Source organism: Pseudomonas peli (assembly GCF_050563605.1).
Taxonomy (GTDB): domain Bacteria; phylum Pseudomonadota; class Gammaproteobacteria; order Pseudomonadales; family Pseudomonadaceae; genus Aquipseudomonas; species Aquipseudomonas peli_A.
On sequence record NZ_JBNXUH010000010.1, the window covers coordinates 114,829 to 135,623 of the forward strand.

Genomic DNA, 20,795 nt, shown 5'->3' on the forward strand with positions numbered 1-20,795 from the left:
ATAGGGATCTTCGCAGTTCGGGCGCGCTCAGCGTCACTGGCATCCCGCCTCCCACACTCAGGGGTATCCACCCATGTTTTTGCAAAAATCCTTGCGCGCGCAAATTCTCGCCCTGCTCGGCGGCAGCCTGGCGCTGATACTGGTCACGGCACTGGCCTGTTTCAGCTTCCTCTCCAGCGGCATGCAGGCCTACCGCGGCTTGCTGGAAGGCCCACTGGAGGCGTCGGCGCTGATTGATTCAACCAATCTGAACTTCAAAACCCAGGTACAGGAGTGGAAGAACGTGCTGCTGCGTGGCAGCGACAAAGCCCAGCTGGATAAATACTGGAGCCAGTTCGAAGCGCAGGAGCGCAAGGTACAGGACTCCCTGGGCAAATTGAGCGAGCTGGCCGGCGGCGACCGCGCGCTGAAAACCAAGGTCGATGCGCTGCGCAGCGAACACCAGACGCTCGGTAGCAACTACCGCAAAGGCCGCGACGCCTTTGTCGCTGCCGGTGGTGACGCTACGGTCGGTGACAAGGCGGTGTCCGGGATCGACCGCAACACCACCCAGCAAATGGAAGCCCTCGCAGGCGAGCTGCACAAGCAGAGCCTGGAGCAGGCCAGCCTGATCAATGCATCGGCCGACCGCACCATCACCTACGGCACCCTGCTGATGCTCGGTGCCACCGTGGTGATCGCGCTGTTCAGCCTGTGGCTGATCAACCGCAACCTGATCAACCCGATTCGCGAGCTGATCGAGCATATTGCCCAGCTTAGCCAGGGCAACTTCGGCAAACGTGTCGACTCGACTCGCCAGGACGAACTGGGCAACCTCGCCGTTGCCGCGAATATCCTGCGCGACTTCCTCTCCGACACCTTTACCCGCCTGAAACGCAGCACGGCGGATCTGGACACCGCCAGCGGCGAGCTCAACTCCATCGCCACGCTGATGGCCCAGGGCACCCGTGAGCAGTTCTCGCGCACCGATCAGGTCGCCACGGCCATGCATGAAATGTCCGCCACCGCCCAGGAAGTCGCGCGCCACGCCGCCGAAGCCGCCGGCGCAGCCGATGCGGCCGACAGCGCCGCGCGTCAGGGCGAAACGGTGATGCAGGCAACCATCAAGACCATCACCGATATCCGCAGCGAAATCAGCAACACCTCGGATGTGATTCGCCGCCTGGAAGCCGACAGCGGACGTATCGGCAAGGTGCTGGAAGTGATTCGCGGCATCGCCGAACAGACCAACCTGCTCGCGCTCAACGCCGCCATCGAAGCCGCCCGCGCCGGCGAACAGGGCCGCGGTTTTGCTGTGGTAGCGGATGAAGTCCGCACCCTGGCGCAGCGCACCGCCGAGTCCACCGCGGAAATCCACCAGATCATCGACACCGTACAAACCGGTGCGGTCAATGCGGTGCGCGCCATCGAGAGCGGTCAGCACCGCAGCGAGGAAGGCGTGACTCAGGTCACCGAAGCCGGCGCCACGCTGCAACTGATCACCAGTGCTGTGGAAGCGATCCGCGATATGAACCGGCAGATCGCCACCGCCGCCGAAGAGCAGACCTCGGTGGCCGAGGACATCTCGCGCAACCTCACCGAAATCACCGCCATCGCCACTGCCAACCAGGAGAACGTTCAGCGCACCGAAAGCGCCGGGCAAAACCTGCAAGTCCTGTCCGGCCAACTCAACGAGGTGACCCAACGTTTGAGTGCCTGAAGCCCCACAAAGCCACAAGCAAAATGCCAGCATCTGCTGGCATTTTGCTTAAAAAGCACTTGATCAATCAGGCAACTTTTGCACAACAATATTTTGCGAATGCGAATCTTTGACAGGCCTTTGCGCGCGGTCTAATGTGCCCCTCTTGCCTATTCCCAGGCTATCCAACCGCCTTGCCAAGGAACCGGAATATGTTGCTCCGCCGCATGCTGATCATGCTCGGCGCGGTACTCGTCGTGGTACTCGCCCTCGCCGCCTACAAAGGCTTCTCCATCTACCAACAAGTGCAGATGTTCTCGGCCCCGCAGCCGGCCATCAGCGTCGATGCCGCGACGGCCGAAGAACGCCCGTGGCAGGGTCGCCTACCAGCCATCGGCACGCTGAAAGCCTTCCAGGGCGTAGACCTGACGGCTGAAGTTGAAGGCACAGTCGGTCAAGTGCTGTTCCAGTCGGGCGAGAAAGTCCGCGAGGGGCAGCCGCTGCTGCAACTCGACAGCCAGGTAGAACAGGCGATTCTCGCCACTGCCGTCGCCGTCCGCGGCCTCGCGCGTGTTGAGTACGAGCGCGGCAAAAACCTGGCAGTCAAACAGGCCATCTCCAAGAGCGAGTTCGACCGCCTGAATGCCGAGCTGCTCAAGGCCGAGGCCAGCGTCGCCCAACTGCAGGCAAGCCTGGACAAGAAACGCGTGCTCGCGCCCTTCGCCGGCACCATCGGCATCCGCCAGGTCGACACCGGCGACTACCTGAGCCCCGGCAACCCGATTGCCACCCTGCAGGACCTCTCCACGCTGTTCGTCGATTTTTTCCTGCCTGAGCAAGCCGTACCCAAGCTGGCCGTCGGCCAGCGCGTACGTCTGAACGTTGCCGCTTACCCGGGTGAGGTATTCGAGGGCGAAATCGCCGCAATCAACCCCAAGGTCGAAGACACCACGCGCAACGTGCAGGTGCGCGCCATGCTGGCCAACCCGGAAAGCAAACTGCTGCCCGGCATGTTCGCCAACCTGGAAGTGCTGTTGCCAGGCGAGCAGAACCTGATCGTCGTCCCGGAAACCGCCATCACCTACACCCTGTACGGCAACTCGGTGTACGTGATCGGCGAGAAGAAGGCTGAAGACGGCCAGGTGGTCAAAGACGACAAAGGCCAGGCTGAGCTGGTGGTCGAGCGCCGCTTCGTTGAAACCGGCGAGCGCCGTGAAGGCCAGGTGGTGATCAGCAAAGGTCTGCAGGCCGGTGAGCAAGTGGTATCCGCCGGCCAGCTGAAGCTGGATAACGGCGCCCACGTCAGCATCGCCAATGCCAATGTCGAGGCCAAGCCGAGCGTCGAGTAATCGAGCACGGCTCAAAGGAACTTATTTATGGCTTTTACTGATCCCTTTATCCGTCGCCCGGTATTGGCGACCGTGGTCAGTCTGTTGATCATCCTGCTTGGCTTCCAGGCATTCAGCAAACTGACCATCCGCCAGTACCCGCAGATGGAAAACGCCCTGATCACGGTGACCACGGCTTACCCCGGGGCCAATGCCGAGACCATCCAGGGCTATATCACCCAGCCGCTGCAGCAAAGCCTGGCCAGTGCCGATGGCATCGACTACATGACCTCGGTGAGCCGGCAGAATGTGTCGATCATATCGATCTATGCGCGCATCGGTGCCAATAGCGACCGTTTGTTCACCGAACTGCTGGCCAAGGCCAACGAGGTGAAGAACCAGCTGCCGCAGGACGCCGAAGACCCGGTGCTGAGCAAGGAAGCCGCCGACTCCACGGCGCTGATGTACATCAGCTTCTACAGCCAGGAATTATCCAACCCGCAGATCACCGACTACCTGTCGCGGGTGATCCAGCCCAAGTTGGCCACCCTGCCCGGCATGGCCGAAGCCGAGATTCTCGGCAATCAGGTGTTTGCCATGCGCCTGTGGCTCGACCCGGTGAAGATGGGCGCCTACGGCGTGACCGCCAGCGACGTGAATGAGGCGGTGCGCAAATACAACTTCCTCGCCGCTGCGGGCGAAGTGAAGGGCGAGTACGTGGTCACCAGCATCAACGCCGAAACCGACCTGAAGTCGGCCGAAGCCTTTGCTGCCATCCCGCTGAAGACCGTGGGCGACAGCCGCGTGCTGATCCGCGATGTGGCGCGAGTGGAAATGGGCGCGGAAAGCTACGACTCGATCAGCTCCTTCGATGGCACCCCTTCGGTGTACATCGCCATCAAGGGCACGCCGGGGGCCAACCCGCTGGACGTGATCAAGGAAGTGCGCAAGGTCATGCCCGAGCTGGAAGCGCAGCTGCCGCCGAACCTGAAAGTTTCCATCGCCTATGACGCCACACTGTTTATCCAGGCCTCGATTGATGAGGTGGTGAAGACCCTGTTCGAAGCCGTGTTGATCGTCATCGTGGTGGTGTTCCTATTCCTCGGCGCGTTCCGCTCGGTGCTGATCCCGGTGATCACCATTCCGCTTTCGATGATCGGCGTGATGTTCTTTATGCAGCTGATGGGCTACTCGATCAACCTGCTGACCCTGCTGGCCATGGTGCTGGCTATCGGCCTGGTAGTGGACGACGCCATCGTGGTGGTGGAGAACATCCACCGGCATATCGAGGAAGGCAAAACGCCGTTCGATGCGGCCATCGAAGGCGCGCGCGAGATCGCCGTACCGGTGGTGTCGATGACCATCACCCTGGCCGCGGTGTACGCCCCTATCGGCTTCCTCGAAGGCCTTACCGGCGCGCTATTCAAAGAGTTTGCCCTGACCCTGGCCGGCGCGGTGATCATCTCCGGCATCGTCGCCCTGACCCTGTCGCCGATGATGTGCGCCAAGCTGCTGCGCCATGAAGAGAATCCGTCGGGCCTGGCGCACAAGCTCGACCAGATCTTCGACAGCCTCAAGCAGCGCTATCAGCGCGCCCTGCACGGCACCCTGGACACTCGCCCGGTGGTGCTGGTGTTTGCGGTGATCGTCATGTGCCTGATCCCGGTGCTGCTCAAGTTCACCAAAAGCGAACTGGCCCCGGAAGAAGACCAAGGCATCATCTTTATGATGGCCAGCGCGCCACAACCGACCAACCTGGAGTACCTGAACAAGTACACCGATGAGTTCGTGACCATCTTCAAGGAGTTCCCCGAGTACTACTCCTCGTTCCAGATCAACGGCTTCAACGGTGTGCAGTCGGGTATCGGCGGCTTTCTGATGACGCCGTGGAACGAACGCGAACGCACGCAGATGGAGATTCTCCCGGAGGTGCAGGGTCGCCTGTCGCAGATCGCCGGCCTGCAGATCTTCGGCTTCAACCTGCCGTCTTTGCCGGGCACCGGCGAAGGCTTGCCGTTCCAGTTCGTGATCAACACTCCAAACGACTACCAGTCGCTGCTGCAAGTGACCGAGCGGGTCAAGCAACGCGCGGTGGAGTCGGGCAAGTTCGCCTTCCTCGACGTCGACCTGGCCTTCGACAAGCCGGAAGTGGTGGTGGAGATCGACCGCGAAAAAGCCGCACAGATGGGCGTGTCCATGGAAGACCTCGGTCTGACCCTGGCCAGCCTGCTCGGTGAAGGTGAAATCAACCGTTTCACCATCGATGGGCGCAGCTACAAGGTGATTGCCCAGGTCGAGCGCGCGTATCGCGACAACCCGGAGTGGCTCGGCAGCTACTACGTGAAGAGCGAAAGCGGCGCCATGCTGGCCCTGTCGACCCTGGTCAAGGTCAGCGACCGCGCCCGACCGACCCAGCTCAACCAGTTCCAGCAGCTCAACTCGGCAATCATCCAGGGCGTGCCAATCGTCAGCATGGGTGAAGCCATCGATACCGTTACGCAGATCATGCAGGAGGAAGCGCCGGCCGGTTACGCCTACGACTTCGCCGGTGCTTCGCGCCAGCTGGTGCAGGAAGGCAGCGCGCTGTACGTGACCTTCGGCCTGGCGCTGGCGCTGATCTTCCTGGTGCTGGCGGCGCAGTTCGAAAGCTTCCGCGACCCGCTGGTGATCATGGTCACGGTGCCGCTGTCGATCTGTGGCGCGCTGATTCCGCTGTTCCTCGGCCTGTCGAGCATGAACATCTACACCCAGGTGGGCCTGGTGACGCTGATCGGCCTGATCACCAAGCACGGCATCCTGATCGTCGAGTTCGCCAACCAGCTGCGCCGCGAGAAAGGCCTGTCGCGTCGTGAAGCGGTCGAAGAAGCGGCAGCGATTCGTCTGCGTCCGGTGCTGATGACCACCGCCGCCATGGTCTTCGGCATGGTGCCGTTGATTCTGGCAACCGGCGCCGGTGCGGTCAGCCGCTTCGACATCGGCCTGGTGATAGCCACCGGTATGTCGATCGGCACGCTGTTTACCCTGTTCGTGCTGCCCTGCGTCTACAGCCTGCTGGCGCAACCCGATGCGCCACCGACAACAGCCAAAGCCCACTAACAAAAAAGCCCTGCAATGCAGGGCTTTTTTCTGTCTGGTGAATTGTTAGGTCAGCAGGATCAACCTTGCGATCGAGCGCCTTGGGACAGGCTGAACATAAACAGCAGCAGGTCCTGATCAGGCTTGAGCGCCTCGGCCGTTCGCGCCTGTGGGGGCAGCGGGCAGTAGCCCCGCTCATTAAGGGTGATGACCTGGGGGCTGGCTTCTTGCCAGGCCGCCGCCGCGAGCGATGCCACGCTGAGCGCGGTCACCAGGAACAAACCTCGTGCGATTTCTAGCTTCATCACTGCAACCTCTTGATAGCGCTGCCAAACGCTGTTTGTAGACCCTAGATCACTGATAACCGCAGCGTCGCGTTTTGCGACCAGCGGTCGTTACTGCCGGACTCTGCCGGCAACTTCATTCAGATCATCCTGATCCACAACTGGCCATTTAGCAGGCCATCCTTCGAGCCGCATCCGCGCCAATGGTTCAACACTTCGGCAAACCAAGGATGGGGGGCCGCATCACTGCACACGGCGGTAACAACCCAAAAGTCACTTAATTGCCCATTTGCATCAGCCTGGTGCGTCATAGAACCGGCGGTTTTAAAACAGCCGCAGGCAAAACCGTAACCGGCAACATCTCCCCCGCGCGGCAAAAGCGGCGTGGTAGAGCACATCCAGGTGAGGTCAAAACAAGAAGCGGCAATACTGACAGGCAGCACAGCGCAGATTGACAGGCTCCAGTCCGGGAGCACGCACAACACAAAGCAATTGGCGTACCGCTTTGCCGCGAGGACTGTTTATAGCCGAGAAAAATGAAAACCCCGTGACAGGCACGGGGTTTTCTTTACAACGTGCAAGCCGCCTGGTGGCGGCCTGCGAGGGGCCGGGCTGGCTTACATCATGCCGCCCATGCCACCCATGCCGCCCATGTCCGGCATACCGCCACCGGCCGGCTTGTCTTCAACCACTTCGGCGATCATCGCTTCGGTGGTGATCATCAGGCTGCCGATCGAAGCGGCGGCTTGCAGCGCCGAACGGGTGACCTTGGCCGGATCGAGAATACCCATCTCGATCATGTCGCCGTAGGTGTCGGTCGCGGCGTTGAAGCCGTAGTTGCCCGAACCCTGCTTGACCTTGTCGACCACAACGCTTGGCTCGCCGCCAGCGTTGGAAACGATCTGACGCAGCGGTGCTTCAACAGCACGACGCAGCAGAGCAATACCCACGTCCTGATCGGCGTTGTCGCCTTTCAGCTCGCTGATGGCCTGCAGAGCGCGTACCAGAGCCACGCCACCGCCAGGTACCACGCCTTCTTCAACGGCTGCACGGGTCGCGTGCAGGGCGTCGTCAACACGGGCTTTCTTCTCTTTCATTTCAACTTCGGTGCCGGCACCGACCTTGATCACCGCAACACCGCCAGCCAACTTGGCCAGACGCTCTTGCAGCTTCTCTTTGTCGTAGTCGGACGAGGTGTCTTCAACCTGCTTACGGATCTGCGCAACGCGCGATTCGATATCAGCCTGCTGACCTGCACCGTCGATGATGGTGGTGTTTTCTTTGCTGAGGATCACGCGCTTGGCGTTACCCAGGTGCTCCAGGGTGGCGCTTTCCAGGCTCAGACCGATCTCTTCGGAGATAACGGTACCGCCAGTCAGAACAGCGATGTCCTGCAGCATGGCCTTGCGACGGTCGCCGAAGCCCGGTGCCTTAACGGCAGCGACTTTGACGATGCCACGCATGTTGTTCACAACCAGAGTCGCCAGGGCTTCGCCTTCAACGTCTTCGGCCACGATCAGCAGCGGACGGCCGGATTTGGCCACAGCTTCGAGAACTGGCAGCAGTTCACGGATGTTGGAGATCTTCTTGTCGACCAGCAGGATCAGCGGGCCGTCGAGCTCGGCAACCATGGTGTCCGGCTTGTTGATGAAGTACGGGGACAGGTAACCACGGTCGAACTGCATGCCTTCAACAACCGACAGTTCGTTTTCCAGGCCCGAGCCTTCTTCAACGGTGATCACGCCTTCTTTACCGACTTTTTCCATGGCTTCGGCAATGATTTCGCCGATGGAGCTGTCGGAGTTAGCGGAGATCGAACCTACCTGAGCGATGGCTTTAGTGTCAGCGCATGGCTTGGACAGCTTCTTCAGCTCAGCAACGATGGCGATGGTCGCCTTGTCGATGCCGCGCTTGAGGTCCATAGGGTTCATGCCGGCAGCGACGGCTTTCAGGCCTTCGTTGACGATAGCTTGAGCCAGAACGGTGGCGGTGGTGGTGCCGTCGCCAGCGTCATCGTTGGCACGGGAAGCAACGTCTTTAACCAGCTGCGCGCCCATGTTCTCGAAGCGGTCTTTCAGCTCGATTTCTTTGGCAACGGAAACGCCGTCCTTGGTGATGGTCGGAGCGCCGTAGCTCTTCTCGATGATCACGTTACGGCCTTTCGGGCCGAGGGTAGCTTTTACTGCGTCAGCCAGAACGTTGACACCAGTCAGCATTTTCTTGCGGGCGGAATCGCCGAATTTAACTTCTTTAGCAGCCATGATGGTTATTCCTTGATTCGTTCAAATAGAGCGGAATTCGTAGCGACGGGGCGCTGAAATCAACCTTCAACGACAGCGAGAATTTCGCTCTCGCTCATTACCAGCAGGTCTTCGCCGTCAACTTTGATGGTGTTGCTGCCGGAGTAAGGGCCAAACACCACTTTGTCGCCGACTTTAACGGCCAGGGCACGCACTTCACCGTTGTCCAGCACGCGGCCGGTACCGACAGCGAGGATTTCACCGCTGTTGGCTTTCTCGGCAGCGGAACCTGGCAGCACGATGCCACCGGCGGTTTTCTTTTCTTCTTCGCTGCGACGGATTACAACGCGGTCATGCAGAGGACGAAGCTTCATTGTCGATCTCTCCCAATAGGTGGTTTACAGCGGCTGGTGTATGCACCAGCGGGTTAGCAAAGTCCGGCGAGGCCGGTAGCGCTACGCCAGGCGCAGCGCTGAAGTCTGATTCTGTCTAACAACAGAAAACCTTGCGGTGACCGCTACATAAGGGCGCGCAAGGGGATTTCAAGGGCTGAGGGTGAAATTTTTTAATATGTGAAAGCCTTTTTACGAGCCGCAAATCAGTCGCGGCGTTCGTATTCGCCTTCCAGCACATTGGGTTGGGCCGCACCCGGCCGGACTTGCCCGGAGCGCGCGGCCTGGTCGTCGAAAAAGGCGCGCTGACGCATGGCCTGTTCGGCGGCACGCAGGCGCACCTTGTTGACCAGCAAGCGGCGAGTGAAGGGAATCAGGCAGAGCACGCCGAAGATGTCGCTGATAAAGCCAGGCAGCAACAGCAGACCACCACCGACCGCGATCAGCAGACCTTCGAGCATTTCCTGCTCGGGCAACTCGCCTCGGGAAAGCTTCTCGCGGGCACGCCAGGCCGTGGCAACACCGGCTACACGCAGCAAAACGCTGCCGAGAATGGCAGTACCGATGACCAGCAACAGGGTCGGCAACACGCCGATGGCGCTGCCAACCTGAATCAGCAGGGCCAGCTCGATGATCGGAAACAACAAAAACAGAAACAGAAAAGCGCGCATCAAAGGTTCCTTAACGGAAGATCAGCTTCCAGTAAGTGTGAAGTATGGGGCTTTGAGCTGAATTCAAGCTGAAGCCTGACCGTCGGTCGGCCAGACTTCGGCGCGGGCCAGTGCCACCAAGGCTTGGCGCACCTCCAGCGGACTGTTGCAGGATGTTGGAAATGCCAGCCAATGCAGGCTTTGACCGATGCGCAGGTGGAAACCTTCGCTGTCGATACCGACCAGTTCCGCCGGTGCATGGCTGGGCAGACCTGCCAATTCGACATAATGGGCGATGGCGTTGGCATGGTCACTGTTCATATGTTCGACCATGCTGATTTCACTGTCACCAGCAAAGGGATTGGCCAAAGCCACCTGATCCAGCCAGTGAATCGCGCCAAAACCACCGATATAGCGCCAGCGCACCGGTTCCAGCCGCCAGAAGTCAAAGTCATGAGCCTGATGGTAGCCGCGCGAGTCAGGGAAATAGCGGTAATAACGCTGCGCAGCCGCAGCAATCTGCGCCTCGTCATCCAATTGTCGTGCTTCGGCGAGCAGAGTAAGACGGCCGACCGCCTGCACATCCTCGGCCCCACGTTCGCCCACCAGCAGCGAGCACTTGCCGTCCTGCTTGAGGTTGTGGGTGTGCTGGGCAATGCGGCTGATCAAAATCAGCGGATAACCGTCAGCATCCAGGCAATAGGGCACCACTGATCCGAAAGGGAAACCCGGCATGGCCTTGGAATGGGTGCTGAGCACACCACGGTATTCCTTGAGCAGCAATTCTCGGGCATGCTTGCCGGCTTTCACGCTCAACTTATGACTCCTTGCATAAAATCCGTCACAGAACGGGAGGCGCCTAGATTAACCGCCGGCAAGGCCACACGACACCATTTGAGGGGACTCGCGATGCAACTTAAAGACAAGGTCATCATCATCACTGGCGGCTGTCAGGGCCTGGGCCGTGCCATGGCCGAATACCTGGCAGACAAGGGCGTCAAACTGGCGCTGGTCGACCTGAACCAGGAAAAACTCGACGAAGCCGTGGCTGCCTGCAAGGCCCAGGGCGTAGAAGCCCGCGCTTACCTGTGCAACGTCGCCAATGAAGAGCAAGTGACCCAGACCGTGGCGCAGATTGCCGAAGACTTCGGCGCGATCAATGGCCTGGTCAACAACGCCGGCATCCTGCGTGACGGCCTGACCATCAAGGTCAAGGACGGCGAAATCACCAAGCTGAGCCTGGCCCAGTGGCAGTCGGTGATCGACGTCAACCTCACCGGCGTATTCCTCTGCACCCGCGAAGTGGCGGCGAAGATGATCGAGCTGAAGAGCGAAGGCGCAATCATCAACATCTCCTCGATCTCCCGCGCGGGCAATATCGGCCAGGCCAACTACTCCGCCGCCAAGGCCGGCGTAGCGGCTGACACCGTGGTCTGGGCCAAAGAGCTGGCGCGTTACGGCATCCGTGTCGCGGGCGTAGCACCAGGCTTTATCGAAACCGAAATGGTTGCCAGCATGAAACCGGAAGCGCTGGAGCGCATGACCTCGGTCATCCCACTGCGCCGCATGGGCAAACCCGCCGAAATCGCCCACTCGGTGGCCTATATCCTGGAAAACGACTATTACACCGGTCGTATCCTGGAGCTGGATGGCGGCCTGCGTCTCTGACCCGCTAGATCGACACGATGCAAATAAAAAGCCCCGCAAATGCGGGGCTTTTTTATACGGCTAAGACCTTACCAACCCACGCCAAAACCCAGACTATAACGGGTTTCATCCAGCTCGCCTTCTGCACCGCTGACCAGGTCCTTCTCGGCCTTCATATTCAGCGAAGCCCAGTCGGTCAGCTTGTAACGTAGGCCGACTGCGGCATCCAGGGTGTAATCCGCAACGTTGTTCAATGGCTTACCCACTTCGCCATCACTGAACAGCTCGACACTCTTGCCGATCAGGTAGCGGTTGTAATCCCACTTCAGGCTCGCTGCATAAAAATTATCGCTCTCGCCATTGCTGTATTCGTAGTCGGTGCGGTTAAGCAGACTGACCACGGAGAAAGCGCCCAGCTCGTTATCCCAAAACTGGTAACCCGGACCGGTACCCAAGGTGCGTTGGCGTTGAAGTTCTTCGACCATGTCGCGCTTGTACTCGAAGCGCCCTTGCCAGAACCACTTCTCGGTCAGGAAGCGGTCGAGGGCGTACTCGGCACTCCAATTGTCGGTGGTGACCACGTCGTCCTGAAACTCGCGGTTGTACTCGGCTTGTGCGTTGTGGCGCCACAGGCCATGGCGAGCCTGGGTATTGAGGCTGACGTCGTAGTCGTCGGTGTCGCGCTCGGCACGCTTGTAGTCCAGCGACGCATCAATATTGCCCTTCCAGACCAAATCCTCGACCAAAGGTTTGGGCTTGAGGATCTGCTTGATGCTGGCCAGTTCGATGGTCTTGGGCGCATCGCCATTGGCCAGGATCACCTTGCCCGGTTCGGCCGGCTGCAGGGCCTTGGCGCGCTCACCGACGATGGCATTTTCCTTGATCAGCAGTTCCTGATCACTTTCCAGGGTGGCGATCTTGCTCCAGTCGAGGGCAATCGCACCGCCGTAGTCAGTTTCTAGCAGCAGCTTGCCGCCATCGTAGAACTTGATCTTGCCGGTCAGGCGGTCACCGTTCTTCAGCCAGACGGTATCCGCCAGCGTGGAGGTAGCAGCCACAGAAAGGGCCAGGCACAGCAGGGTTCTGGAAAACATAGGGATGGTCTGTCTACTTCGGGTTCGCGGAAGGTCGCGCATTATCCGTAAGCACGACGCCAGAGCAAGCACTGACCGACAGAATCACCACGAGTTCACCGCTGCTTGCGCTACCAGCCGACCCCGACCCCCAGCAGATAGCGGCGTTCACTGCTGGTTTGCCCGAGCCCGCGCGCCTGGTCCAGCTCATACAGCAGCGACAGCCGCGCCCAGTCCGTCAGGCGGTAACGCAGGCCCATTTCGCTGTCGAGCACGTAGTCAATTTCATCTATCTCAGGCAGCTGCAGTTCGGCTGTGCTGTAGAACTCCAGGCGGGTACCCCAGAGCAGGCGCTTGTAATCCCAGGACAGCGAGTAGGTATTGAACGCCAACTCACTCTGACTGGACTCCAACTGCAGGCGGTTGAACTGACCGATCACATCCAGCCGGCCCAGTTCGTTATCCCAAAAGCGATAACCCGGCCCTGTACCCAGTGAACGCTGGCGAGTAAAAAAGGCAAATTCATCCTCGTCCTGCTCGGCACCAACCCGCCAGAACCAGTGGTCCGTGACAAAGCGGTCAAGGTCGTATTCCAACTGCCAGTTGTCGGCGGTCTTCGCGTCATTCTTGACCTTGCGCTCCAACTCGCCGCCCAACACGTGACGCCAACGCCCGTGCTCCACACGCGTATTGCCTTTGAGCTTCCACTCATCGGTGTCGTTGTCATCGCGCTTCATATCCAACTTGGCGTCCAGATTGCCCTCCCAGAAGCGGTCCTGCAGCACCGGCCGCGGCGGAACCAGGCGTTTGATGCTCGATAGCGGCACGGTCTGTGTGTTGTCACTGACCACCCGCACCATGCCCTTCCCAGCGGCTTCCAGCTGGTTGCTGTGCTCGCTATCAAGACCTTGGCGGCGCATCAGCAAGGGTTTCTCCGAGCGCAGGGTGTCGATATCCTTCCAGGCAATCAGCACCTGGCCGGCATACTTGGTTTTCAAGGCCAGCTTGCCGCCATCGAGCAGAACTATCTCACCGCTCAGGCGGTCACCATTGTTCAGCCACACCGTGTCTGCCGACACAGGCGCGGCCAGAACAAGAACCAAAGAACACAACAGAGTACGTAGCAACATTATGGGAAAGCCGGATAGCGAGCCAGGACAGATGCCGAAGCATGCCGCGCCAGGCCAGCCGACAGCAAGCCAGGTCGAACGCCGCACGGCACTTTATGCGGCGCTGGCCCAGATACCTGCCGGCTGCGTGGTGAGTTACGGGCAACTGGCCACATACGCCGGCTTAGGCCGCGCCGCGCGCTGGGTCGGGCGCACCCTCAGCCAACTGCCGGACGGCAGCACCCTGCCCTGGCACCGAGTGATTGCCGCCGGCGGGCGCCTCAGTTTGCCTGCCGGCAGCCTGTCTGGCGCCGAGCAACGCAGCCGTCTACGCGAGGAAGGCGTGCAAATCCATAACGATCGGGTGGATATGCCGCGCTATGGCTGGCGCCCAATGGAGCACAGCGGTTAGAGTGCGCCCTTTATTAGGTCAAACTCAGGCTGATACCCCTTCAATGCCCCGTAAAAGCTGGCGTGACGCCATTGCTGCCTACTCCAGCCCCTCGACATTGGTGCTGCTCCTTCTAGGGTTCGCCGCTGGCCTGCCTTATATGTTGGTGTTCTCCACCCTTTCTGTCTGGTTGCGCGAAGCCGGAGTAGCGCGCGACACCATTGGTTTTGCCAGTCTGATCGGCCTGGCATACGCCTTCAAATGGGTCTGGTCGCCGCTGCTTGACCAGTGGCGCCTGCCGCTGCTCGGCAAGCTGGGCCGCCGACGCTCCTGGCTGGTGTTGTCACAAATTCTGATCGCCATTGGCCTGGCCGGGATGGCTCTGTGCGACCCGCAAACCCACCTGACCTGGCTAATTTCCCTGGCCGTGCTGGTGGCCTTCGCCTCGGCCACCCAGGACATCGCCGTCGATGCCTACCGCCTGGAAATCGTCGACGACACCCGTCAGGCCGCGCTAGCCGCCAGCTATATGGCCGGCTACCGCGTCGCGGCCTTGCTGGCCACCGCTGGCGCGCTGTATTTCGCCGAAGGTTTTGGCTCCACTGCCCTGCTCTATCAGCACGGCGCCTGGGCCGGCACCTACCTGCTGTTCGCCCTGCTGATGCTGCCCGGCCTGCTGACCAGCCTATGGATGCGTGAGCCGGATGTACCACTGCGCACGCAACTGGCCGCCGCCCGTTATGGCTTCAGCCACCAGATTGCCTCGGTACTGGTGCTGATTGTGCTGCTGGTATCGGTACCGGCGATGTTTACCCAGTTCTATCACACCGATTTCGCCAGCGTGATCAACGGCGAAGCGAGCATGCTCGACCTGCTACTGGAAGACCGCGCCTTCCTGCGCGCCCTGCTCTACACCATCCTCAGCGCCCTGTGCCTGTCGTCTATGGGCCGCCGCGGTCTGGCGCCAGTGCTGACGCCGGTCAACGACTTTATCGTGCGTTATCGCTGGCAGGCCTTCCTGCTGCTGGGCCTAATCGCCACCTACCGCATGTCGGACACCGTGATGGGCGTGATGGCCAACGTGTTCTACATCGACCAGGGCTTTACCAAGGATCAGATCGCCAGCGTCAGTAAGCTGTTCGGGTTGGTGATGACCCTGATTGGTGCGGGCTTTGGCGGCCTGTTGATCGTGCGCTTTGGCATTCTGCCGATCCTGTTTATCGGTGGCGCCGCCTCCGCGGCGACTAACCTGCTGTTCCTTATGCTCACCGGCATGGGCGCAGACCTGCAGATGCTGATCGTGACCATTTCCGCCGACAACTTCAGCGCAGGCCTGGCCACCGCGGCATTTGTCGCCTACCTGTCGAGCCTGACCAACCTGAAGTTCTCCGCCACCCAGTACGCCCTGCTCAGCTCGATCATGCTGCTGCTGCCACGGCTAATCGGCGGTTACTCAGGGGTAATGGTGGAGAAATTCGGCTACGCCCAGTTCTTCCTGGTTACCGCCTTGCTGGGTATTCCGACGCTGCTGCTGATCATTCTGCAATGGCGCCGCGAGCGGCCTCAGGTCAGTGATGCCCATGCGACTAACACCGCAGAGCAACCCTGACTGAACGAACTGGCAAGAGTCTTGCTCTACTCTAGGTATTAGTAAAAGGGCAGACCATGACCGTAGCATTCAGTAACGTCAGCAGTTTCTTCAGCCCAGGTAGCCTCGATAGCTGGTGGCAAATCCAGGGTGAATGGGTCGAAGAGCCCAACGATCGCCGCGGCGGCCACAGTGGCGTCCAACGTATCTGGAAGGACGACACGCTGCTCTATGCCAAGCGCCAGACAGGGCATATCCACCGCAGCATGCTCCACCCCTTTGGCCGCCCCACCGTACTGCGCGAGCGAGATGCGCTGCTGGGTGCCCGCAAAGCGGGTGTAACCGTCCCGGAAATCATCTACTGCGCCGCTGAGCACAACGCCCAGGGCTGGCGCGCCTTGTTAGTAACCAAGGCACTGGAAGGTTTTCAGCCTATTGATGACTGGTATGCAGGCAACGGTCGCGAGCAGTATGGCGAAGCACTGCACCAGCAATTGCTGCAGAAAGTAGCGCAGAGCCTGGCCAGTTTGCATACAGCACGCTGGCAACACGGCTGCATCTATATCAAACATATCTTTGTGCGCATCACTGGCGAAGGACAGACGCTAACTCCCGAGGTGGCACTACTCGACCTGGAAAAATGCCGCCGCCGCCTGACCAGCAAACAAGCCGCGCTGCACGACATGCTGCAATTGCGGCGCCATTCGCCGTGGAGTCAGACCGATTGGCAAAGCCTGATCGGCCACTACCAGCTGGCGATGGGCCGCAACTTCAAAACGCTCTACGACGCTATTCGCCCCTAAGTCGGCAAGCAATCAAGCCGGGTTTTGCTGCACCAGATGCACCACCCGCTGCGGGAATGGAATGCCAATACCCGCCTCGCTCAGGCCTTCCTTGGCCTGCTCGGTGAAGGCGAAAGTCACTGGCCAGAAATCCGCCGTTGCCACCCAGACCCGCAGTGACAGATTAATCGCGCTGTCGCCCAGCCCGGTAACAAACACCACCGGAGCCGGGTCCTGGCGCACGCGTGGATCCTTGGCGATGTTCAGCAACACCTCACGCGCCTGCTTAATGTCACTTGAGTAGTCGATACCCAGGTTGATATCGACGCGCCGCGTGGATTCGCGCGAATAGTTGGTGATATGGCCATTCGACAGGCTGCCGTTGGGCACGATCACCACTTTGTTGTCAGCAGTTTTCAGCGTGGTATGGAAAATCTGAATGCTGTCGACGCTGCCTGAAACACCCTGCGCTTCAATCCAGTCGCCAGCGCGAAACGGGCGAAACAGCATGATCAATACCCCACCGGCAAAATTCGCCAGGCTGCCCTGCAAGGCCAGGCCAATCGCCAGGCCCGCAGCACCTATCACCGCGATAAAGGAGGTGGTTTCCACGCCGATCATCGAGGCCACGCTGACCAGCAGCAACACTTTCAGCACGATGCCGACCAGGCTGCAGATAAAACTGCTCAGCGCTCGGTCGACCTGACGCATATTGAGCAAGCGGCCAACGCTGGAGGTGAGTCTGCCGATCAGCCACCAACCGATCAGCATCGTAATCAAGGCCAAGGTCAGCTTGCCGCTGTATTCCAGCACCACAGGCAACCAAGCCTCGGACATTTTCACCAGTTGTTCGACGTTCATATCCATCGGTTAATCCTTGTAAACCTTTGAAAATAAAACGCCACGGCAAGCCGTGGCGGTTTTACTGCACCAACACCGTTGCGACGCCTGTGCGGCGGCAAGGTTCAACGCCCACGTATTAATCGCGGAAGTTGTTGAACTGCAACGGCATGCCGAAGTCCTTGGCACGCAGAGCGGCAATCGCTTCCTGCAGGTCATCACGCTTCTTGCCGGTGATACGCACCTGCTCGCCCTGAATGGCGGCCTGCACCTTGAGCTTGCTGTCTTTGACGTGCGCGACGATCTTCTTCGCCAGATCCTTCTCGATCCCTTCGCGCAGGATCACTTCCTGTTTGACGCTCTTGCCCGAGGGGTAGGCGTCCTTGAACTCCAGGCACTGTACGTCGATCTTGCGTTTGACCAGGCAGAGCTTGAGAATCTCAACCATCTGCTCCAACTGAAAATCCGCATCGGCTGTCAGGTTGACAGTCAGCTCTTTCAGCTCAAAGCTACCTTTACCGCGCAGGTCATAACGACGATCCAACTCTTTGATGGCGCTGTCGATGGCGTTGGTAACTTCATGTTTGTCCAACTCGGACACCACGTCGAACGAGGGCATGGGCTTACTCCAGATAGACGGCGCGCCCTACATCACGAACGGGACACGCCTGGCTTGACGGTAAAAAAACCCGGCCATTATATAGCGGTAGCAACACACACTGCCCGGCGAAGTATCGGGCCCACGTGATTTCCCCCTAGCGAGCCTGCCCATGCCTAACCCCCACCTGAGTATTTTGGTCGTCGATGACGCCAAGTTCTCCAGCGCCATGATCGGGCGCGCCCTGACCCAGGCGGGCTATCAGGACCTCCGTTTTGCCAGCAGCGCAGCCGAAGCCATTAGCCTGCTGGAACAGCGCCCGGCCAGCGTCTTGCTCGCCGACTGGCTGATGCCGGAGATGAACGGCCTGGAATTGACCGTGCAGGTGCGTCAGTTCGATGAAATGGCCCACCACTACACCTACGTCATCCTGCTCACCGGCAAGGAAGGCGAAAACGTGCTGGGCGAAGCCTTCGACAGCGGCGTCGACGACTTCATCAGCAAGGCGGCGATGAACGAGCAACTGGTGCCGCGTGTCTACGCCGCAGACCGGCTGTGCAACACCCTGCAGCGCCTGCTACAGGAAAACCGCCTGCTCACCGAAAACATCGCCAGCCTGGAACAGCGCAACCTGATCGACCCGCTCACGGGCCTGGGCAACAACCGCTACCTGCACCAGAAGATGCTCGACAGCTTGCGCCAGGTCGAATCCCGCGGCGGCGCGCTGTGCTACCTGCTGATTGGCCTGCAGGACATGCATGAGCTGCACCAGCGCTATGGCGATGCCTTCTACAACGAACTGCTTACCGGCGTGGCGCGGCGCCTGCAACAGCTGGTACGGCCACTGGATGTGCTGGTGCGCCTGGATGAAAGCCACTTCGGCCTGATCACCCTGCTGACCGACCTGCACGAGTGCTCGCCCAGCAGCTTCAAGCGCCTGCATGAGGGCATCAACCTCAAGGCCTTCAAGACCAGCGAAGGCTTTATCAGCCTCAAGGCCGGGATCAGCCTGGTGGGGCTCGACGCCAAAGGCCTGCCCATCACTCCAGAACAGATCACCGACCACGCGGCCAGGATATTGCCCGAATCGCACAGCACCGGGCTGGTGACCGCCCTGCGCCTGTCTTTGCCGCAATAAGCCACGCTCAGCATGTGGCATATCCTCGGCGCCGGTAGCCTCGGCACCCTGTGGGCGACTCGGTTGGCGCGCGCTGGCCTGCCGGTGCAACTGATCCTGCGCAACCCGGCTCGCCTGCGCAGCTATCAACAGGCCGACGGGCTGACCCTGATTGAGCAAGACCAGCCACAGCACTACGCCATTCCCGCGCAAACGGTGGATCACCCCCAGCCGATCCAGCGCCTGCTGCTCACCTGCAAGGCCTATGACGCAGCCGCTGCCGTAAGCCAATTGGCCCCACGCCTGGCTCCTGGGGCCGAAATCCTCCTGCTGCAGAATGGTCTGGGTAGTCAGGACGAAGTCGCCCGTGCGGTGCCCCAGGCGCGCTGCATCTTTGCCTCCAGCACCGAAGGCGCGTTTCGTCAGACAGATTTTCAGGTGGTATTTGCCGGCCACGGCCATACCTGGCTCGGCGACCCGCTGGATCTGCAGCCGCCTGACTGGCTGGAAGACTTGCAGCAAGCAGGAATTGTTCACGACTGGAGCCTGGATATCCTCAGCCGACTGTGGCGCAAGCTGGCACTGAACTGCGCGATCAACCCGCTGACCGTGCTGCACGATTGCCGCAATGGCGGGCTGCGTGAACACCCGGCGCAAGTTGCCTGCCTGTGCAGCGAGCTGAGCGAGTTGCTGCACCGCTGCGGCCAAAGCGCGGCCGCCGAAGACCTGCACGACGAAGTGCAACGGGTAATCCAGGCCACCGCCGCCAACTACTCCTCCATGCACCAGGATGTCAGCCAGGGCCGCCGCACGGAAATCGCCTACCTGCTGGGCTATGCCTGCAACGCCGCGCAACGTCATCAACTGGTTCTGCCTCATCTACAGGCGCTGCACAGCCAACTGCTGGCCCACCTCGATGCACGCGGATTGCCCAGCCACTGAGGCCCGCGTTAACCTGCCTGCACTTCCGCCATCACGACAGCCGCCATGCCCTTGCGTCAAAGCCTTGAAAACCTACCGGTCGGCCGCAAACTGCTGGTCGCCCTGCTGGCTTTGCTCGCCACCGTGCTGCTGGTGGCCAACCTGGCCTTTATCAGCGCGGCCTACTGGATCTCCCAGGAAAGCGTGGCGCCTCAGGCCCTGCACACCCTCGGCCGGCTGATTGCCAGTCCGCCACTGAGCAAGGAAGCACTGAGTTCCCCCGCTGCCGCCGAAGCCCTACTCAGGCGCCTGGATGACTACGCACCGCTGCGCGCGGCGGTGATCTATGACGCTGACGGTCTGAACCTGGCGCAGTTGCAGCGCGGCACCAAACTGCAGCTGCCGCAGCGCGTCGAAGAGGTCGAGTCCTGGCGCCACAGCGAGTTTCGTATCAATCAGCTGGTCGAACTACCGCAAGCCACGGGCAACTCTGGCCATCTGCTGCTGGTGGCCTCCAGCGAGCTGCCGGGGGTGTTCTACACCGGTACCCTGACCGCCAGCGGGGTGATTCTGGCCTTGAGCGTAGTGCTCTGGCTGATCGTCTCGCGCCAGGTACGCCGTCTGATCACCCGACCGATCCGCCGCCTGGAAGAACTCTCGCGCCAGGTCACCCGCGAAGAGAACTACGCCCTGCGCGCGCGCCGCGGCAATCGCGACGAAATCGGCAGCCTGGCCGATGCTTTCAACACCATGCTGGTGCGCATCGAAGCCCGTGAGCAGCAGCTCAAGCGCGCCCGTGACGACGCTCAGGAGGCCTTCGACCAGGCCCAGCACCTGGCCGAAGAAACCCGCCACTCCAACCGCAAGCTGGAGCTGGAAGTGCAGGTGCGTGGCAAGATCGAGAAGAAGCTCACCGGCTTTCAGAAGTACCTCAACAGCATCATCGACTCCATGCCCTCGGCGCTGATCGCCCTCGACGAGCAGCTCTACGTCACCCAGTGGAACCAGGAGGCCAGCAGCCTTTCCGGTACCCGCCTGGACGAAGCGCTGAACCAGCCGATCCTGTCTCTTATACACATCTC

18 protein-coding genes and 1 pseudogene are annotated in these 20,795 nt (G+C 60.4%); 10 read left to right on the top strand and 9 right to left on the bottom strand.

Annotated elements, in window-relative coordinates; genetic code table 11:
- Window positions 1–73 precede the first annotated feature (73 nt).
- The 3 genes from ACQ4LH_RS14190 (at window position 74) to ACQ4LH_RS14200 (ending at window position 6,102) form a co-directional block, all read left to right on the top strand.
- Window positions 74–1,699 carry a methyl-accepting chemotaxis protein gene (locus ACQ4LH_RS14190; protein WP_430697747.1) on the top strand — a complete coding sequence of 542 codons (1,626 nt, stop codon included), beginning with the start codon at window positions 74–76 and terminating at the stop codon, window positions 1,697–1,699.
- Window positions 1,700–1,890: 191 nt separating this feature from the next.
- Window positions 1,891–3,027, top strand: a complete 1,137-nt coding sequence (locus ACQ4LH_RS14195; protein WP_430697748.1) for an efflux RND transporter periplasmic adaptor subunit — start codon at window positions 1,891–1,893, stop codon at window positions 3,025–3,027.
- A gap of 27 nt (window positions 3,028–3,054) precedes the next feature.
- Window positions 3,055–6,102, top strand: coding sequence for a multidrug efflux RND transporter permease subunit (locus tag ACQ4LH_RS14200; RefSeq protein WP_430697749.1), 3,048 nt, complete (start codon window positions 3,055–3,057; stop codon window positions 6,100–6,102).
- A 59-nt stretch (window positions 6,103–6,161) separates the two neighbouring features.
- Here ACQ4LH_RS14200 and ACQ4LH_RS14205 read toward each other — a convergent pair whose 3' ends face one another.
- From ACQ4LH_RS14205 to ACQ4LH_RS14225, 5 genes are all read right to left on the bottom strand, one after another.
- Window positions 6,162–6,386 carry a hypothetical protein gene (locus ACQ4LH_RS14205; protein WP_397492736.1) on the bottom strand — a complete coding sequence of 75 codons (225 nt, stop codon included), beginning with the start codon at window positions 6,384–6,386 and terminating at the stop codon, window positions 6,162–6,164.
- Window positions 6,387–6,982: 596 nt separating this feature from the next.
- Window positions 6,983–8,626: a chaperonin GroEL gene (groL, locus tag ACQ4LH_RS14210; RefSeq protein ID WP_430697750.1), complete on the bottom strand. Its 1,644-nt coding sequence runs from the start codon at window positions 8,624–8,626 to the stop codon at window positions 6,983–6,985.
- A gap of 59 nt (window positions 8,627–8,685) precedes the next feature.
- Entirely contained in the window at window positions 8,686–8,979 is a 294-nt protein-coding gene (locus ACQ4LH_RS14215; RefSeq protein WP_090249058.1) for a co-chaperone GroES, read from the bottom strand.
- 224 nt (window positions 8,980–9,203) lie between these two features.
- Entirely contained in the window at window positions 9,204–9,668 is a 465-nt protein-coding gene (locus ACQ4LH_RS14220) for an FxsA family protein (RefSeq protein WP_430697751.1), read from the bottom strand.
- A 63-nt stretch (window positions 9,669–9,731) separates the two neighbouring features.
- Entirely contained in the window at window positions 9,732–10,463 is a 732-nt protein-coding gene (locus ACQ4LH_RS14225; RefSeq protein ID WP_430697752.1) for a HugZ family protein, read from the bottom strand.
- A 93-nt stretch (window positions 10,464–10,556) separates the two neighbouring features.
- Between ACQ4LH_RS14225 and ACQ4LH_RS14230 the strand changes: the two genes are divergently transcribed.
- Window positions 10,557–11,315, top strand: coding sequence for an SDR family oxidoreductase (locus tag ACQ4LH_RS14230; protein ID WP_430697753.1), 759 nt, complete (start codon window positions 10,557–10,559; stop codon window positions 11,313–11,315).
- Window positions 11,316–11,383: 68 nt separating this feature from the next.
- Here ACQ4LH_RS14230 and ACQ4LH_RS14235 read toward each other — a convergent pair whose 3' ends face one another.
- Window positions 11,384–12,388 (bottom strand): DUF481 domain-containing protein, encoded by a 1,005-nt coding sequence (locus ACQ4LH_RS14235; RefSeq protein WP_430697754.1) that lies wholly within the window; start codon window positions 12,386–12,388, stop codon window positions 11,384–11,386.
- 110 nt (window positions 12,389–12,498) lie between these two features.
- On the bottom strand, window positions 12,499–13,497 hold the full coding sequence (locus tag ACQ4LH_RS14240) for a DUF481 domain-containing protein (protein ID WP_430697756.1): 999 nt from the start codon (window positions 13,495–13,497) through the stop codon (window positions 12,499–12,501).
- Between the two features lie 31 nt (window positions 13,498–13,528).
- On the opposite strand from ACQ4LH_RS14240, the gene ACQ4LH_RS14245 reads away from it, so the two are divergent.
- From ACQ4LH_RS14245 to ACQ4LH_RS14255, 3 genes are read left to right on the top strand one after another with little or no spacing between them, the layout of a single operon-like run.
- The gene (locus ACQ4LH_RS14245; RefSeq protein ID WP_430697757.1) at window positions 13,529–13,888 is read left to right on the top strand and encodes an MGMT family protein; all 360 of its coding nucleotides are present in this window, start codon (window positions 13,529–13,531) and stop codon (window positions 13,886–13,888) included.
- A gap of 43 nt (window positions 13,889–13,931) precedes the next feature.
- Window positions 13,932–15,476, top strand: a complete 1,545-nt coding sequence (locus ACQ4LH_RS14250; protein WP_430697758.1) for an AmpG family muropeptide MFS transporter — start codon at window positions 13,932–13,934, stop codon at window positions 15,474–15,476.
- Window positions 15,477–15,532: 56 nt separating this feature from the next.
- Window positions 15,533–16,258, top strand: coding sequence for a lipopolysaccharide kinase InaA family protein (locus ACQ4LH_RS14255; protein WP_430697759.1), 726 nt, complete (start codon window positions 15,533–15,535; stop codon window positions 16,256–16,258).
- A gap of 12 nt (window positions 16,259–16,270) precedes the next feature.
- On the opposite strand, the gene ACQ4LH_RS14260 is transcribed toward ACQ4LH_RS14255, so the two are convergent.
- Together ACQ4LH_RS14260 and ACQ4LH_RS14265 are read right to left on the bottom strand one after the other, a co-directional pair.
- Window positions 16,271–17,104 carry a mechanosensitive ion channel family protein gene (locus ACQ4LH_RS14260; protein ID WP_430697760.1) on the bottom strand — a complete coding sequence of 278 codons (834 nt, stop codon included), beginning with the start codon at window positions 17,102–17,104 and terminating at the stop codon, window positions 16,271–16,273.
- A 112-nt stretch (window positions 17,105–17,216) separates the two neighbouring features.
- Entirely contained in the window at window positions 17,217–17,696 is a 480-nt protein-coding gene (locus tag ACQ4LH_RS14265; protein ID WP_422579639.1) for a YajQ family cyclic di-GMP-binding protein, read from the bottom strand.
- A 142-nt stretch (window positions 17,697–17,838) separates the two neighbouring features.
- Here ACQ4LH_RS14265 and ACQ4LH_RS14270 point away from each other — a divergent pair.
- The 3 genes and pseudogenes from ACQ4LH_RS14270 to ACQ4LH_RS14280 all read left to right on the top strand — a co-directional run.
- Window positions 17,839–18,715 (top strand): annotated as a pseudogene (locus tag ACQ4LH_RS14270) (response regulator); the annotation flags it as partial.
- A gap of 110 nt (window positions 18,716–18,825) precedes the next feature.
- On the top strand, window positions 18,826–19,734 hold the full coding sequence (locus ACQ4LH_RS14275; RefSeq protein ID WP_430697762.1) for a putative 2-dehydropantoate 2-reductase: 909 nt from the start codon (window positions 18,826–18,828) through the stop codon (window positions 19,732–19,734).
- Between the two features lie 45 nt (window positions 19,735–19,779).
- A partial coding sequence (locus tag ACQ4LH_RS14280) for a HAMP domain-containing protein (protein WP_430697763.1) occupies window positions 19,780–20,795 on the top strand: 1,016 nt, incomplete at its 3' end.

Bases quoted from the DNA above. Each gene is read 5' to 3' on its own strand.
- ACQ4LH_RS14265 (WP_422579639.1), bottom strand. From the start codon at position 17,696: ATGCCCTCGTTCGACGTGGTGTCCGAGTTGGACAAACATGAAGTTACC.
- ACQ4LH_RS14195 (WP_430697748.1), top strand. From the start codon at position 1,891: ATGTTGCTCCGCCGCATGCTGATCATGCTCGGCGCGGTACTCGTCGTG.
- ACQ4LH_RS14260 (WP_430697760.1), bottom strand. From the start codon at position 17,104: ATGGATATGAACGTCGAACAACTGGTGAAAATGTCCGAGGCTTGGTTG.
- ACQ4LH_RS14200 (WP_430697749.1), top strand. From the start codon at position 3,055: ATGGCTTTTACTGATCCCTTTATCCGTCGCCCGGTATTGGCGACCGTG.
- ACQ4LH_RS14190 (WP_430697747.1), top strand. From the start codon at position 74: ATGTTTTTGCAAAAATCCTTGCGCGCGCAAATTCTCGCCCTGCTCGGC.
- ACQ4LH_RS14230 (WP_430697753.1), top strand. From the start codon at position 10,557: ATGCAACTTAAAGACAAGGTCATCATCATCACTGGCGGCTGTCAGGGC.
- ACQ4LH_RS14235 (WP_430697754.1), bottom strand. From the start codon at position 12,388: ATGTTTTCCAGAACCCTGCTGTGCCTGGCCCTTTCTGTGGCTGCTACC.
- groL (WP_430697750.1), bottom strand. From the start codon at position 8,626: ATGGCTGCTAAAGAAGTTAAATTCGGCGATTCCGCCCGCAAGAAAATG.
- ACQ4LH_RS14205 (WP_397492736.1), bottom strand. From the start codon at position 6,386: ATGAAGCTAGAAATCGCACGAGGTTTGTTCCTGGTGACCGCGCTCAGC.
- ACQ4LH_RS14220 (WP_430697751.1), bottom strand. From the start codon at position 9,668: ATGCGCGCTTTTCTGTTTCTGTTTTTGTTGTTTCCGATCATCGAGCTG.
- ACQ4LH_RS14255 (WP_430697759.1), top strand. From the start codon at position 15,533: ATGACCGTAGCATTCAGTAACGTCAGCAGTTTCTTCAGCCCAGGTAGC.
- ACQ4LH_RS14240 (WP_430697756.1), bottom strand. From the start codon at position 13,497: ATGTTGCTACGTACTCTGTTGTGTTCTTTGGTTCTTGTTCTGGCCGCG.
- ACQ4LH_RS14245 (WP_430697757.1), top strand. From the start codon at position 13,529: ATGCCGAAGCATGCCGCGCCAGGCCAGCCGACAGCAAGCCAGGTCGAA.
- ACQ4LH_RS14215 (WP_090249058.1), bottom strand. From the start codon at position 8,979: ATGAAGCTTCGTCCTCTGCATGACCGCGTTGTAATCCGTCGCAGCGAA.
- ACQ4LH_RS14275 (WP_430697762.1), top strand. From the start codon at position 18,826: ATGTGGCATATCCTCGGCGCCGGTAGCCTCGGCACCCTGTGGGCGACT.
- ACQ4LH_RS14250 (WP_430697758.1), top strand. From the start codon at position 13,932: ATGCCCCGTAAAAGCTGGCGTGACGCCATTGCTGCCTACTCCAGCCCC.